Genomic DNA, 14,048 nt, shown 5'->3' with positions numbered 1-14,048 from the left:
CACGTTGGATATTGTCTTTAGGAATATTGTTTTCACGCGCTTTTTGAAGTGCTAATTTTAAACGCATATTGCCTACAGGGTCACCGCCGCCCACGCGCGCAGCTACCGTAATTTCACGGCTAATCTTAGTCGTTACTTTAGCTTTGATAGCATCAGTTTTTCCTTTTTTATGTTTAATATTGGCCCATTTTGAATGTCCAGACATCGTATTACCTCCTATAAAATGTGACTGATAGGCATCAGTATAGCCTAAATTATTGGCGCTCAACTATTCATACTAATAAACATCAGTATAGGATACGTTCTTAGCACGCAATGATTCAAACTAATGAACATCAGTTATAAAATGTTGTATACCAGCTATGAACTCTAAATTACTCCTTCTCCCACCACACTTCGCCACGCAATCGATCAAGAATAATAGACACGGCACCTCGCACTGACAAGTGATTGTATTCACCATGACCATAAACAGGTTCTAATATATAATCAAAATCTTCCATTGTTTCTTTAGTCATACCATACCCGGTACCAAATAATACTAACACAGGAAGGTCCCCAAATTCAAGGTTTTTACGCAATTGACTATATGTAATCGTATTATCATAGGTCCTTGCATCAGTAGTGCAAACAAGCGGGCGTTGCCCTTCAAGAGCTGTCACTTCATCAATTGCCGTTTTAATAGAGTTTACTAATTCCACGCCTTTAAAGGCCTCCTTGCGATCTGGATTGTAAGAACTGCCAAAGCCATGTTGCCAATGTTCCATAATCTTAGCGACTAACTCACGCTGACTAGGAATATTGTGAATCACAAAATAACGGCTCACATCATAAGTAATGGCCGCTCTGGCTATATCGTGAATATCATAATTAGTAATGGCTGTAGTAATAACGTCCATATGTTTATTATAAATAGGGTAATGAACTAAACCAATGTATAAATTAGGCAATCTCCTACCTCCTTCAAAGTTAGTGGGTCTATTTAGTAAAGCCTTTTCTATTATACTCCATTTACTATAAAAGTGCTAAAAAAATTAAAACTGCCTAGATAAGCTGTGTTGCCCCTAAAGAGGAACAACGCCTGCATCTAAGCAGTCTTAATTATAGATGTAACATTCAACTCCAAAAGAACAGTAACTAGCTACAATTCCTAACCCCTTCCTAGAAAGCGAGCCTAGTGAAATGCGCTACTTTATAACTCATTATTTATGTTTCAAGTTATAGAATACATCAAGACCACGATATTGCGCTGTTTCAGCTAAAAGGTCTTCAATGCGAAGTAATTGATTGTATTTTGCTACACGTTCGCTACGAGCTGGTGCACCAGTTTTAATTTGACCTGCATTAACAGCTACGGCAATATCAGCAATGGTATTGTCTTCTGTTTCACCAGAGCGATGGGAAATAACGCAAGTATAACCAGCCCGTTTAGCCATTTCAATGGCATCGAAGGTTTCAGTTAAAGTACCAATTTGGTTAACTTTTATCAAAATAGCATTACCTGTATCAGCTTGAATACCGCGGGCTAAACGTTCTGTATTAGTAACAAATAAGTCATCCCCTACTAATTGAACTTTTTTGCCAAGGCGTTCAGTTAATAATTTCCAGCCGTCCCAATCTTCTTCAGCAAGACCATCTTCGATGGAAATAATTGGGTATTTTTCTACTAATGCTTCATAGAAATCAACCATTTCAGCTGCTGTTTTTACTTTGCCTTCGCCAGCTAAATTGTATTGACCATCCTTGAAGAATTCAGAAGATGCCGCATCAATAGCAAGTTTGAAATCAGTACCTGGTTCATAACCGGCTTCTTTAATAGCTTCGCAAATAACTTGTAATGCTTCTTCATTGGAGCCAAGGTTTGGAGCAAAGCCGCCTTCATCACCTACACCAGTAGCAAGGCCTTTAGCTTTCAATACATTTTTAAGGGTATGATATACTTCGGCACAAGCGCGTAACGCTTCTTTGAAGGACTCAGCACCTACTGGCATAATCATAAACTCTTGAATGTCTACATTATTATCAGCATGGGCGCCACCATTTAAAATGTTCATCATTGGTACTGGTAATTCCTTACCATTAGTACCACCTAAATATTGGAATAATGGCAAATCATAAGAAGCTGCTGCTGCTTGTGCTACAGCCATAGATACGCCAAGAATTGCATTGGCACCAAATTTACCTTTATTAGGTGTGCCATCAAGTTCGATCATCAATTTATCAATAGCTACTTGTTCTGAAGCATCAAAACCAAGAATAGCAGGTCCGATTAATTCATTTACATTATGAACAGCTTGTTCTACGCCTTTACCTAAGTAACGACCTTTATCTCCGTCGCGAAGTTCTACAGCTTCAAATTGACCAGTAGATGCACCAGATGGCACAGCAGCACGGCCAATTGTGCCGTCTTCTAAATATACTTCAACTTCCACAGTTGGATTGCCACGGGAATCAAGAATCTCTCTTGCGTAAACATCTGTAATAATTGCCATAATATGACCTCCTTAATACGTTAACCTTTTATATCTACTCATAATGATAGGTTTCATTTTGCACTGTAGATATGTTTATAATTTCATTATACCCTACATAGAATTGTCTTGCCTTTATTACAGGGAACAAGTTATACCTATGTGGGACTTATTTCTTATATGCGACCATTTGTTTCATAAGTTTCATCAAGTGAAGCGCACTTATTTCTTATGAACTAAATTTTGCCCTGTCATTTCACTTGGCTGCTCAATACCACCTAAGTAAAGCATGGTAGGTGCTAAATCACAAAGACGCCCGGACTGTAATTCATAGTCCTCTTTAGTATATATATCACTCACTAAAATGAGTGGCACTGGATTGGTTGTGTGTGCTGTATGAGGAGCCCCTGTACTGTGATCAATCATCATTTCAGAATTGCCATGGTCTGCTGTAATTAAGAGGTGGCCCTGCACCTTTTTAATAGCTTCAGCAATACGGCCTAAGCAAGTGTCCACAGTTTGTACGGCCTTCTTAGCTGCCTCAAAATCACCTGTATGGCCTACCATATCAGGATTAGCAAAATTGAGCACAATCATGTCAAAAGCTTTACTTTCAATGGCTGCTACCACCTTATCAGTTACTTCATAAGCACTCATTTCAGGCTGCATATCATACGTAGCAACTTTAGGAGATGGTACTAAAATGCGCTCTTCTCCTTTGAAAGGTTCTTCCTCACCACCATTAAAGAAATAGGTTACATGGGCGTATTTCTCTGTTTCTGCAATGCGAAGCTGTGTATAGCCCCCATCAGATAAGACTTGACCCAATGTATTAGTAAGGACTTCTTTTTCATATACTATATGAACGGGTAAGCCTTCTTCATATTTTGTCATAGTGGCAAAATAAACTGGTACAACACCTTTTTTGCGAGTAAAACCTGTAAAATCTGGGTCCACAATAGCGCGGGTTAATTGACGTGCTCGATCAGGTCTAAAATTAGCGAAAATCACGCCATCATTAGCCTCAATAGACCCTTCTTTGTGTACCACTACAGGGACTACAAATTCGTCCACCACATCTTGTGCATAAGACGCTTCCACTGCGGCAGTGGCCGTTTTGGCCATTGCCCCTTCACCATCTACAATCGCTTTATAAGCCTGCTCGACCCGTTCCCATCGTTTATCGCGGTCCATGCCATAATAGCGACCTCCAATGGTAGCAATTTGACCGAGTCCCAAATCGCTCATAAACGATTCTAAATCATGAACATAAGTTAAGGCGCTTTTTGGCGGTACATCACGGCCATCTAGCAAAGCATGCACATATACAGATGTAATACCTGCATCCTTAGCTCCTTTAATAATTGCCTTAATATGATCTAAAGAGCTATGCACGCCGCCATCAGATAGCAAACCAATAATTTGCAAACGGCTGTTCTTCGCTTTTGCATATAATTCCTTAATAATTGCCTTTTCAAAGAATGTGCCCTCTTCAGTATCTTTAGTTATACGTGTTAATTCTTGATATACGATGCGCCCCGCACCTATATTTAAATGGCCCACTTCGGAATTGCCCATCTGACCTTCCGGAAGTCCTACGGCCAATCCTGAGGCTTGTAGCTGTGTATGGGCATAACCATCATACAAAGCTTTAAAATTCTCTGGATGAGCTTGAACAACAGCATTTGTTATGTCTTGTATGTCACCAAGACCAAAACCATCTAATATAGTGAGCATAACGGGGCTCTTTAATATTGCCATACCGTCCCTCTCTTCTATGTAAATTATGCAGTATGTTCTATATGCCACACTGCAGCCTTAGGCTGTAATAATAGCCATAAAATCGTCAGCCTTCAAAGAAGCACCACCTACAAGGGCCCCATCAATATCGGCTTGAGATAAAATTTCCTTCGCATTACTACCTTTTACGCTACCACCATATTGGATACGTACGGATTCAGCTGCGTCCTGACCAAACAAATCAGCAATTTTCTTGCGAATGGCCGTACATACTTCACCGGCTTGCTCAGCAGTAGCTGTTTTACCAGTGCCAATAGCCCAAATTGGTTCATATGCAATGACCATCTGACCTACTTGTTCAGCTGTAAGATCAAGTAAGCCATTAGCTAATTGACTATCAATGAAGGTTTGAGTTTCATTAGCTTCACGCTGTGCTAAACTTTCGCCTACACAAAGAATAGGCACTATATCATTAGCAAAGGCTGCTTTGATTTTTTTATTAATCAACTCGTCAGTTTCGCCAAAATATTGACGTCGTTCGGAATGACCTAGGATAACATAATGGCAACCTAAATCAGTGAGCATGGCTGGAGCAATTTCACCAGTAAAAGCACCACTTGCTTCATAATGCATATTTTGAGCACCTACACGAATCTTCGTGTCTTCTACTAAATCGCTCACTGTAGTAAGACCTGTAAATGGAGGACATACTACGACTTCACGGTCTGTAGTAGCCGCTGCAAGTGCTGCTTTTAAACCTTCTACTAAAATCGTAGCATCTGCCAAATTGGTGTGCATTTTCCAGTTTCCTGCAATGATTTGTTGTCTCATAGTGCCTCCTATGCCTCTTGTAAGGCCATAATGCCTGGTAATGCTTTACCTTCTAAATACTCTAAGGAAGCACCGCCACCAGTAGAAATATGGGAAATCTTATTAGCAAGACCACTCTTTTCAATAGCTGCTACAGAATCACCACCACCTACGATGGTGATTGCTTCGGCTTCTGCCACAGCCTTAGCTACTGCATTAGTGCCGCCAGCAAAATTATCCATTTCAAATACACCCATTGGCCCATTCCATACAATCATGCGCATAGAATGAAGTGCTTCAGCAAATGCTTTTTGGCTATCTGGCCCAATATCAAGAACCATCCAACCATCTTCGATACCATCAGCAGGGACTACTTTATGATTGGCCTCATTGCTAAATGCATCAGCTACAACAAAGTCTGTTGGCAACAATAGATTAGTATGAGTTTCTTCTGCTTGTTTAATTAAAGAGGCTGCCAATTCAATCTTATCTGCTTCCACTAAGGAAGAACCTGTAGGATAACCTTTAGCTGCTATGAAAGTATTTGCCATACCGCCGCCGATGATAAGAACTTCTACTTTTGGCAATAAATTAGAAATGACTTCAATTTTATCGCTTACTTTTGCACCCCCAATAATGGCCGCAAATGGATGTTCCGGATTAGCTACAGCACCACCTACATACTTAATTTCTTTTTCCAATAAGTAGCCTGCTACCATTGGTAAGTATGCTGTAATACCTTCTACAGATGCATGCGCACGATGAGACACACCAAAAGCATCATTGATGCCCACTTCAGCTAAGCTTGCTAAAGCTTTAGCAAATTCTGGGCCATTTTTTTCTTCTTCTTTATGATAGCGAAGATTTTCTAATAATAATACGTCTCCATCATTAAGCTTAGCAGCTGCAGCTTCGGCTTCAGGACCTACACAATCACTGGCAAATGCTACCTCTTTACCAAGTAATTCACCTAAGCGTTTAGCACAAGGAGCTAAGGTAAATTCTGGTTTGCGTTCTCCTTTTGGTCGTCCCAAATGGGAGGCTAAGATAATCTTAGCACCTTTGCCAATTAGGTAATTAATTGTTGGTAAAGTAGCACGAATTCGTGTATCATCCGTGATTTGACCATCTTTTAAAGGTACATTAAAATCCACACGTACAAATACTTTTTTATGGGCTACATCAATTGCTTCTAATGTCTTTTTCATATATTCCTCCACAGTATGAATCCTTATAAAGTAGAGCCCTACAATAGCACTTACTATAACTACTTAGCTCAAATTATAAGTTTTTAACCTGTACGCTCTTAATCAGCTAATAAATTATAAAATATGTGAAAAAAGGGGACTATACAGTCCCCCGTTTATTATAGGCCTTTTTCACCAATGAACTTAGCTAAATCAACTACACGGTTGGAATAACCCCATTCATTATCATACCAGGAAACAACTTTTACCATATTGCCTTCCATTGTCATAGTTAAATCCGCATCTACAATAGAGCTTCTAGAATCACCATTGAAGTCATGAGAAACAAGTGGTAAATCAGACACACCAAGGATGCCTTTTAATTCCCCTTGAGCAGCTTCACGAAGTGCTGCATTGATTTCTTCTTTTGTTGTTTCTCTGTCTAGTTCTGCTACAAGATCAGTAATAGAAACATTTGGAGTTGGCACGCGAAGAGCAAAACCATTTAATTTACCTTTTAATTCAGGTAACACAAGTGCTACGGCTTTAGCGGCACCAGTAGTTGTTGGAATAATGGATAAGGCAGCAGCGCGCGCACGGCGAAGATCTTTATGTGGTGTATCTAAAATGCGTTGATCATTAGTATAGGAATGAACAGTGGTCATTAAGCCGCGTTTAATACCGAATTTATCATTAAGTACTTTAGCAAAAGGTGCTAAGCAGTTAGTTGTACAGCTAGCATTGGAAATAATATGATGTTTAGCTGGATCATATTGGTCTTGGTTAACACCCATAACGATAGTGATGTCTTCATCTTTAGCTGGTGCAGAAATGATAACTTTTTTAACTGTACCACCTAAGTGTTGAGCTGCTTCCTCACCTTTACGGAAACGACCAGTTGCTTCTACAACGATGTCAACATTTTCTTCAGACCAATTAATATTGGATGGGTTTGGATCATGGAATACGCGAACTCGTTTACCACCTACGATTAAATAATCGCCATCAACAGTCACTTCTTCTTTTAAATTGCCATGCACAGAGTCATGTTTAAATAAAAGCGCAGAACCTTGAATGTCGCCTAAATCATTAATTGCTACTACTTCCACATCAGGATTATTCAAAGTGGCACGCATAACACATTTACCAATTCGACCAAATCCATTAATACCAATTTTTACTGCCATGATTCTTTTCCTCCTAAGATTAATACCCACATATAAACCACTATGTAATTTATAAATTTATACTTACTAAGTCACTATCCTCGAAAAATGACCTAGGAAATAACAACTAATTAAGATGTAATAGCGCTGACATAGCCTCAGCGGCCCCTTCGTCTATAATTAAGGTACCTTTTCGGCAAGCACGCATAACGCCAATAATGGCTTTCGCCTTTTCGGCACCTCCCGCCACGGCTATGACATGGGGGATATTAGGCACATTAGCTAGGGCAATGCCCACATTGTTAGTAGCATATACAATATTGCCTGCTACATCACAATAATAGCCCAAAGCTTCACCAACGGCTCTTTTATTTTTTAGTACTGTGCGCTGTTCATCACTAATATGGCGTTGTGCCGCCATATGCATGGCCTCGCCTATACCAAAGATCAATACTTCAGTCTCCTTAGCTAGGGCCATCACTTCTTTAATTTGAGGCTCCATATTCATAAGAATATTTAAGGATTCTTGGGACAAGCCATCAGGCAAATGAATCATACGATATGAGCTATCTAATTTTTCTGCAATTACAGAAGCTATTACATTGGCCTGATACTCTACGCGCTCACCAATACCACCGCGCGCCGGTATAACTGTAACATCACACTTCTTAGCTGGTAGTGATTCGGCCATCACAGCCATAGTACTACCACCACTGACGGCTAAAACAGTGCCATTTCGTAAGACTCTTTGTAAGGTCTTAGCCGCTTTAAAGCCTAATTCCTTACGATCTTTTGGTGTGTCACTATCTGTACCAGATATGATGACTTCATCAATTTGAAGCGCCTGTTTGATTTTAGTCTCCAATTCACTTATTTTATTGAGTTCATGCATCGACGAATTTAACTCTGGTAAAATGCGTTTGCCTTCCTCAGTCAATACCATACCTTGCTGAGTAAACGCTACCAAACCATTATCCTTCATAATCTCTACATGAGAGCGAACTACCCGTTCTGATAATTTACTCAAAGTAGCCAACATGCGACGCCCAATAGGTTGTGCATAGGATATATGGTTAAGAAGTAAATAGCGTTCCTCCACAATACGCATTAACTCTGGCGCTATTCGCTGATACACTTCTGATAAATCTTTCACATTGTACCTCTTTCATCCCGCCGGAGCAAAAATCGTCCCGCACTAAACAAAAAAATATCCTCGCCTATATAATAACTCATAAGCCGCACAATGTGCAAGTCATTTTATAAAAGATTCGAAAGAATCTGCGCATTGTAAAAGGTTGCATGCACTTTACGCTAAAATAAGGTCCCCATTGCCAAAGGGAGGAAAAGCACAAAGCTTCATCCCCTTAGCCTAGGGACCTTAATAATAAATTGATCATTTAATCAATTTATTAGAACTTAATCAATTTAAAACTTGGTCACTTTAGAATTAGAACTTAATCACTTTAGAACTTAATTTAGAAATTAGTCAATCATACCTAAGTTTTTAAGAACAGTTAAATAAATTTTTACACCATTTTCTAAAGCCGATGTGTCAAAGCTCATATCTGGATGATGAAGGCCTGGTTTTAAGTCACAGCCTAAGCCAAAGAAACCAGCCTTTAGATTTGGATAACGATTCGTATATACCCAGAAGTCTTCACCACCTGGCGTAATGACTTCAGGCACCATATTTTCATCCCCTAATACTTCAGAAATGGCTTCTTTTAACAAATCAATACATTCTTCATTATGTTCAGCAGCTGTTAGCATTTTGCTATCATCATATTCAACAGTACAGCCATTAGCTTGGCCGGCATTAGTAATAGCCGTAATTACCTTTTCATGCAATTCCTTCATCGTTGGATTAAGTTGAGCACGTAAATCCCATGTAACAAAAGCCTTGCCTGGAATGCTATTTGTCACACCACTATCAGCATGGAACTGAGTTGCTTTTACACTATAAGACTCAGTAGGCCGTAAATGGATTGTATTGACTGCATTAATAGCTAATACAGCCGCATCTAATGCATTAACGCCTAAATGAGGACGAGCTGCATGGCTAGTAACCCCTGTGAAAGTTGCTTGAATCGTAGCAGACGATGCATAATAAATAGCTGCTACAGCCTGTCCATTGCTAGCCTCTTCAATAGGTCGAACATGAGCGCCAAAGGCATACTCAACGCCTTCAAGAACGCCCGCATCAGCAATTGCATGCGCACCTGTACCTAATTCTTCAGCTGGTTGGAAAAGGAAAATTAATTTACCGGAAGACACAGGATAATATTTGATTACTTCTTCCGCAGTGGCAAGTAACATAGAGGAATGCCCATCATGACCGCAGGTATGACGAAGAACAACTTCACCATCAATATTATGAGCCAAGCAGTCCATATCAGCGCGCAATAATACAGTAGGACCTGGTTCCCCACTGTCCATTGTAGCTACTACACCCGTTGTGCCACCTACACCAGTTTGAATATTAGTATAACCAAATTCAGCCAATTTTTCAGCAATGAATTTTGATGTTTTCACTTCTTCAAAGCCTAGCTCTGGAATGGTGTGTAGATGATTATAATAATCTAATACGTGACTCATAGTAATTCCTCCCCAACAAACTAATTCTTTATAACAATAAATTCATCTTTCTTCGCTTTTCACTCAGATTCTTGAAATTTCATTAAAATAAAATGTATTCTATATACTATACAATTTATTTTAATTCTTTATTAAATATTTTTAATGAAAAGTATTGAAAGTCCTTCTAGGTATATATTATAATAAAAACATCTACTGTACAAGTACATATATACTAAGGAGGGTAACAAATGAACGACCAAGAAAGAACACAAACAGATTGGAACCCCAAAACGAAGTGGACAGACTACATTGCTCTCATCGTAGCCATTCTCTTCTTCTCAGGGGTATTTATGAAAGTCCAAGGCCATGAATGGCTCGGTGCTTTCGACTTCACGACCTTAGGTGGTAAATTCGGTATTGTTGGTGGCGAAGGTAGTAAAATCAACTTCCTCGGTGCTGGTGGTAATGGTGCTCGTCAAGGCTTTATCTTTGCTCTATCACTTATCCCATCCATCATGCTGGCCTTAGGGGTTCTTGAAGTACTTACTGAATATGGAGCCATTCGCGCAGCTCATAAATTATTAACACCGCTCTTATATCCTATTATGCGTGTTCCTGGCCGTACGGGTCTTGCGTTAATTACAGACTTACAAAGTACTGATGCAGGTGCGGCTCTTACTAAAGAGTTATTCGATAACAAACAAGTAACTATGAAGGAATTGATCATCATCACACAGTGGCAATATAGTGGTGCTGGCATGATTTCAAACTACTTCTCCAATGGTGCAGCTCTTTTCGGAGTTCTCACCTTGCCATTATCGATTCCATTAGTACTTATCTTTATTTTCAAATTCGTAGGCGCCGTATTCTGTCGTATCGCCTTAAATACTATTTACAAGGGGGATTTTACTGATGAGCAACAATAAGAAAAGCAAGAATCCTTTTGATATATTTATTGCCGGTGCGCGCAAAGGTTTTACCGTAGGTACTACTAATCTTCTACCTAATGTATTGATGGCCTACACTTTAGCTTTAATTTTAAAACTATTAGGCGTACTCGATTTTATTGGCGTTGTCTTTGGTCCTATTATGGGGATTTTCGGCCTACCTGGTGAAGCCATTACTGTTCTCCTTACGTCTTGGCTCTCCTCCTCCGCTGGGGTTGGTATTGCGGTAGGCTTAATGAGTCATGGCACCCTTGATGGCACTGGTGCTACAATTCTTATGCCAGCTATTTTCTTAATTGGCTCCCAATTACAATATATGGGACGCCTCCTCGGGGTTGCTGATGTACCTGTAAAATATTGGCCTCTACTCATTATTCTAAGTATAATAAATGCTGTATTAGCCATGTTTGTAATGCGCTTCTTAACCTTAGCATTATAATATAATACATAACAAAAGAGCCGAGCAATGCTCGGCTCTTTTATTAGTCGCGATCTACATCCCACTCAGTAATTTGACCGGTAGCAGCATCAATTTCAAATTCATACTCTACACCATCAAAGAAGATTTTGCCTTCATATACTTTACGACCATTTTCATAGTCTGGATGTACTTTATACAAATGAGATGCATTGGCACCTGGTACTTTAGCTAAGGCCACAGCTGTTGCTTGGTCTACTGTAATTTCAGTATTAGCCTGAGCAAAAGAAAATACGCCGGCAGCTACAAAAGATAATGCTAATGCTTTAATAGTCTTGTTCATAATTTACCTCGCTTATGTTACTAATACAACTATCATCATTAATTCCAACAATCCAAGCGCTAGTTAGCCCCAGGCATTCAGAAAATGACCTTGTCAGCTCTTGAATTGTTCTCTGTATTTCTATATCTATTTTATTAGATATATCGATATTTGTCTAATTACTTTTTATCATATTGCATGCAATTTATACATAATATAATTTTTTATGATAACAATTTAATACATACTGTAACCAAAAAGGACAGCTCATAGGCTGTCCTTTTCGTATATTCTTTACATTATATATAATTATTTTGTACGAATATGTAATTATTTTGTACCGAAAATACGGTCACCGGCATCTCCAAGACCTGGAAGGATATAGCCATGTTCATTTAAGCCTTCGTCTAAAGCAGCTACATACACGCGAACATCAGGATGTTCCTTATTTACAACTTCCACACCTTCTGGAGCCGCTACAAGACACATAAGTTGAATGTCTTTACAGCCTTTTTCTTTTAATAAAGTAATGGCTGCTGCAGCACTGCCACCAGTAGCAAGCATTGGGTCTGTTACGATAATGCGGCGTTCTGACAAATCAGAAGGTAATTTGCAGTAGTATTCAACAGGCTTCAATGTTTCAGGATCACGGTAAAGACCGATATGACCTACTTTAGCCATTGGCATAAGATCTAACAAGCCACTTACCATGCCAAGACCAGCACGCAAGATTGGAATGATGGCCAATTTTTTACCAGCAATTTGTTTACCAATTGTTTTAACAAGTGGTGTTTGCACTTCTACTTCTTCAATCGGTAAATCGCGAGTAATTTCATACCCCATGAGCAAGGTGATTTCTTCTAATAATTCGCGAAAATCTTTGGAACCAGTCTCCACATTACGAATTAAAGTTACCTTATGCTGAATTAAGGGATGTGTCATAACATTTACATTCATTTGTAAACCTCCTCATATACTCTATCGTTTAGTCAATTGCATTACTCATGCCTTTAACACTGTATCATCTAAACGATTATAACATATTACCATGAGTGTATCTACTATAAAACTTTATAATAAGTTCTCTACCTTAGGCATAGTTACAAACATAGGCCCAATATGTCTCTCTCAATTCCCGTATAAAAGGATTATAAATTAGGGTACATTGGGTACTTTTCACAAAGAGCGGCTACGCGCTTACGAGCTGCTTCATGAATGGCCTTATCTTCGGAATTTTTAAGTACATCAGCAATGATGGAGGCGATTTCTTTCATATCCTCTTCCCCAAGGCCACGAGTAGTTAAAGCCGGTGTACCAAGGCGAATACCACTTGTTACAAATGGGCTTTCTGGGTCAAATGGAATGGTATTTTTGTTGCAAGTAATGCCTACTTCATCAAGTAAGAACTCAGCTACTTTACCAGTTAAACCACAGCTGCGTACATCGACAAGCATAACATGTGTATCAGTACCACCAGATACAATAGTAAAGCCTTCTTTAATAAGTGCATCTGCTAACACTTTAGCATTCGCTACAACTTGTTTAGCATATTCTTTAAATTCTGGTTGTAATGCTTCACCAAAGGCCACGGCCTTAGCTGCGATTACATGCATCAATGGACCACCTTGAATGCCAGGGAAAATTGCTTTATCAATAGCTTTAGCATATTTTTCTTTGCAAAGAATCATGCCACCACGTGGACCACGTAATGTCTTATGTGTAGTAGTTGTTACAATATCAGCATATTCCACTGGATTTGGATGCACACCAGCTGCTACAAGACCTGCAAAATGCGCCATATCTACCATGAAAATAGCGCCTACTTCATGGGCAATGTCTGCCATTTTCTTGAAGTCAATAATACGAGAGTACGCACTGCCACCACCAATAATAAGTTTAGGTTTTGTTTCGAGGGCAATCTTACGCATTTCATCATAATCGATTTCTTGCGTTTCTGCATTTACGCCATAAGGCACAATGTTAAAGTAGGAACCAGACACATTAACCGGTGATCCATGAGTCAAATGGCCACCATGAGATAAATTCATGCCCATAATGGTATCGCCTGGTTGTAATAAGGCAAAATACACACCAAAGTTTGCTTGGGAACCAGAGTGTGGTTGCACATTAACATGGTCAGCGCCAAATAATTTCTTAGCTCGTTCAATGGCCAATGTTTCCACCATATCAACATATTCACATCCGCCATAATAGCGTTTGCCAGAATACCCTTCAGCGTATTTATTAGTTAAAACACTGCCCTGTGCTTCCATAACTGCGGGAGATACAAAATTTTCAGACGCAATCATTTCAAGCTTATTGCGTTGACGACCTAATTCTAATTCAATATACTTTGCGATTTCTGGATCTTGTCCTTTTAATGTGCTCATCACATTACCTCCTACAATTG

The 14,048-nt window shown here is 39.3% G+C and carries 13 protein-coding genes and 1 pseudogene; 2 read left to right on the top strand and 12 right to left on the bottom strand.

All coding sequences use genetic code 11. From position 1 onward, the window contains the following. The 9 genes and pseudogenes from Q0376_RS07335 to Q0376_RS07295 all read right to left on the bottom strand — a co-directional run. A pseudogene (locus tag Q0376_RS07335) lies at positions 1 to 205 on the bottom strand (YebC/PmpR family DNA-binding transcriptional regulator); the annotation flags it as partial. A 169-nt stretch (positions 206 to 374) separates the two neighbouring features. Continuing rightward, positions 375 to 950, bottom strand: a complete 576-nt coding sequence (locus tag Q0376_RS07330) for an RNA methyltransferase (RefSeq protein WP_298705926.1) — start codon at positions 948 to 950, stop codon at positions 375 to 377. A gap of 252 nt (positions 951 to 1,202) precedes the next feature. After that, positions 1,203 to 2,492 carry a phosphopyruvate hydratase gene (gene eno, locus Q0376_RS07325; protein WP_298705923.1) on the bottom strand — a complete coding sequence of 430 codons (1,290 nt, stop codon included), beginning with the start codon at positions 2,490 to 2,492 and terminating at the stop codon, positions 1,203 to 1,205. A 201-nt stretch (positions 2,493 to 2,693) separates the two neighbouring features. After that, positions 2,694 to 4,232, bottom strand: coding sequence for a 2,3-bisphosphoglycerate-independent phosphoglycerate mutase (gpmI, locus tag Q0376_RS07320; RefSeq protein ID WP_298705920.1), 1,539 nt, complete (start codon positions 4,230 to 4,232; stop codon positions 2,694 to 2,696). 57 nt (positions 4,233 to 4,289) lie between these two features. Further along, entirely contained in the window at positions 4,290 to 5,042 is a 753-nt protein-coding gene (gene tpiA / locus Q0376_RS07315) for a triose-phosphate isomerase (protein WP_298705917.1), read from the bottom strand. An 8-nt stretch (positions 5,043 to 5,050) separates the two neighbouring features. Continuing rightward, a complete protein-coding gene (locus tag Q0376_RS07310) occupies positions 5,051 to 6,229 on the bottom strand; it encodes a phosphoglycerate kinase (protein ID WP_298705912.1) in 1,179 nt (392 codons plus the stop codon). Positions 6,230 to 6,387: 158 nt separating this feature from the next. Continuing rightward, positions 6,388 to 7,395 (bottom strand): type I glyceraldehyde-3-phosphate dehydrogenase, encoded by a 1,008-nt coding sequence (gene gap, locus Q0376_RS07305; RefSeq protein ID WP_298705909.1) that lies wholly within the window; start codon positions 7,393 to 7,395, stop codon positions 6,388 to 6,390. A gap of 106 nt (positions 7,396 to 7,501) precedes the next feature. Then, the gene (locus tag Q0376_RS07300) at positions 7,502 to 8,527 is read right to left on the bottom strand and encodes a sugar-binding transcriptional regulator (protein ID WP_298705906.1); all 1,026 of its coding nucleotides are present in this window, start codon (positions 8,525 to 8,527) and stop codon (positions 7,502 to 7,504) included. A 329-nt stretch (positions 8,528 to 8,856) separates the two neighbouring features. Continuing rightward, positions 8,857 to 9,969 (bottom strand): amidohydrolase, encoded by a 1,113-nt coding sequence (locus tag Q0376_RS07295; RefSeq protein WP_298705904.1) that lies wholly within the window; start codon positions 9,967 to 9,969, stop codon positions 8,857 to 8,859. A gap of 230 nt (positions 9,970 to 10,199) precedes the next feature. Between Q0376_RS07295 and Q0376_RS07290 the strand changes: the two genes are divergently transcribed. Then, positions 10,200 to 10,877: a nucleoside recognition domain-containing protein gene (locus Q0376_RS07290; RefSeq protein WP_298705901.1), complete on the top strand. Its 678-nt coding sequence runs from the start codon at positions 10,200 to 10,202 to the stop codon at positions 10,875 to 10,877. Further along, positions 10,864 to 11,337: a YjiG family protein gene (locus Q0376_RS07285; protein ID WP_298705898.1), complete on the top strand. Its 474-nt coding sequence runs from the start codon at positions 10,864 to 10,866 to the stop codon at positions 11,335 to 11,337. The genes Q0376_RS07290 and Q0376_RS07285 overlap by 14 nt, the downstream gene beginning before the upstream one ends. Before the next feature lie 43 nt (positions 11,338 to 11,380). Here the strand turns inward: Q0376_RS07285 and Q0376_RS07280 are convergent, their stop codons facing one another. From Q0376_RS07280 to glyA, 3 genes are all read right to left on the bottom strand, one after another. Next, complete coding sequence (locus Q0376_RS07280) at positions 11,381 to 11,659, bottom strand: PepSY domain-containing protein (protein ID WP_298705895.1); 279 nt, start codon at positions 11,657 to 11,659, stop codon at positions 11,381 to 11,383. A 309-nt stretch (positions 11,660 to 11,968) separates the two neighbouring features. After that, positions 11,969 to 12,595 (bottom strand): uracil phosphoribosyltransferase, encoded by a 627-nt coding sequence (upp, locus tag Q0376_RS07275; protein WP_298705892.1) that lies wholly within the window; start codon positions 12,593 to 12,595, stop codon positions 11,969 to 11,971. Positions 12,596 to 12,786: 191 nt separating this feature from the next. Continuing rightward, the gene (glyA, locus tag Q0376_RS07270; RefSeq protein ID WP_298705889.1) at positions 12,787 to 14,028 is read right to left on the bottom strand and encodes a serine hydroxymethyltransferase; all 1,242 of its coding nucleotides are present in this window, start codon (positions 14,026 to 14,028) and stop codon (positions 12,787 to 12,789) included. Between the last annotated feature and the right edge of the window lie 20 nt (positions 14,029 to 14,048).

The sequence above is a fragment of the uncultured Veillonella sp. genome, assembly GCF_937981445.1.
Classification (GTDB): Bacteria; Bacillota; Negativicutes; order Veillonellales; family Veillonellaceae; genus Veillonella_A.
This window is presented reverse-complemented; position numbering and strand designations above follow the sequence as displayed.

What these genes read in the sequence shown, in the direction of transcription:
- gpmI (WP_298705920.1), bottom strand. Translation starts at nt 4,232, where the DNA reads ATGGCAATATTAAAGAGCCCCGTTATGCTCACTATATTAGATGGTTTT.
- Q0376_RS07290 (WP_298705901.1), top strand. Translation starts at nt 10,200, where the DNA reads ATGAACGACCAAGAAAGAACACAAACAGATTGGAACCCCAAAACGAAG.
- tpiA (WP_298705917.1), bottom strand. Translation starts at nt 5,042, where the DNA reads ATGAGACAACAAATCATTGCAGGAAACTGGAAAATGCACACCAATTTG.
- eno (WP_298705923.1), bottom strand. Translation starts at nt 2,492, where the DNA reads ATGGCAATTATTACAGATGTTTACGCAAGAGAGATTCTTGATTCCCGT.
- Q0376_RS07310 (WP_298705912.1), bottom strand. Translation starts at nt 6,229, where the DNA reads ATGAAAAAGACATTAGAAGCAATTGATGTAGCCCATAAAAAAGTATTT.
- Q0376_RS07280 (WP_298705895.1), bottom strand. Translation starts at nt 11,659, where the DNA reads ATGAACAAGACTATTAAAGCATTAGCATTATCTTTTGTAGCTGCCGGC.
- upp (WP_298705892.1), bottom strand. Translation starts at nt 12,595, where the DNA reads ATGAATGTAAATGTTATGACACATCCCTTAATTCAGCATAAGGTAACT.
- gap (WP_298705909.1), bottom strand. Translation starts at nt 7,395, where the DNA reads ATGGCAGTAAAAATTGGTATTAATGGATTTGGTCGAATTGGTAAATGT.
- Q0376_RS07295 (WP_298705904.1), bottom strand. Translation starts at nt 9,969, where the DNA reads ATGAGTCACGTATTAGATTATTATAATCATCTACACACCATTCCAGAG.
- glyA (WP_298705889.1), bottom strand. Translation starts at nt 14,028, where the DNA reads ATGAGCACATTAAAAGGACAAGATCCAGAAATCGCAAAGTATATTGAA.
- Q0376_RS07285 (WP_298705898.1), top strand. Translation starts at nt 10,864, where the DNA reads ATGAGCAACAATAAGAAAAGCAAGAATCCTTTTGATATATTTATTGCC.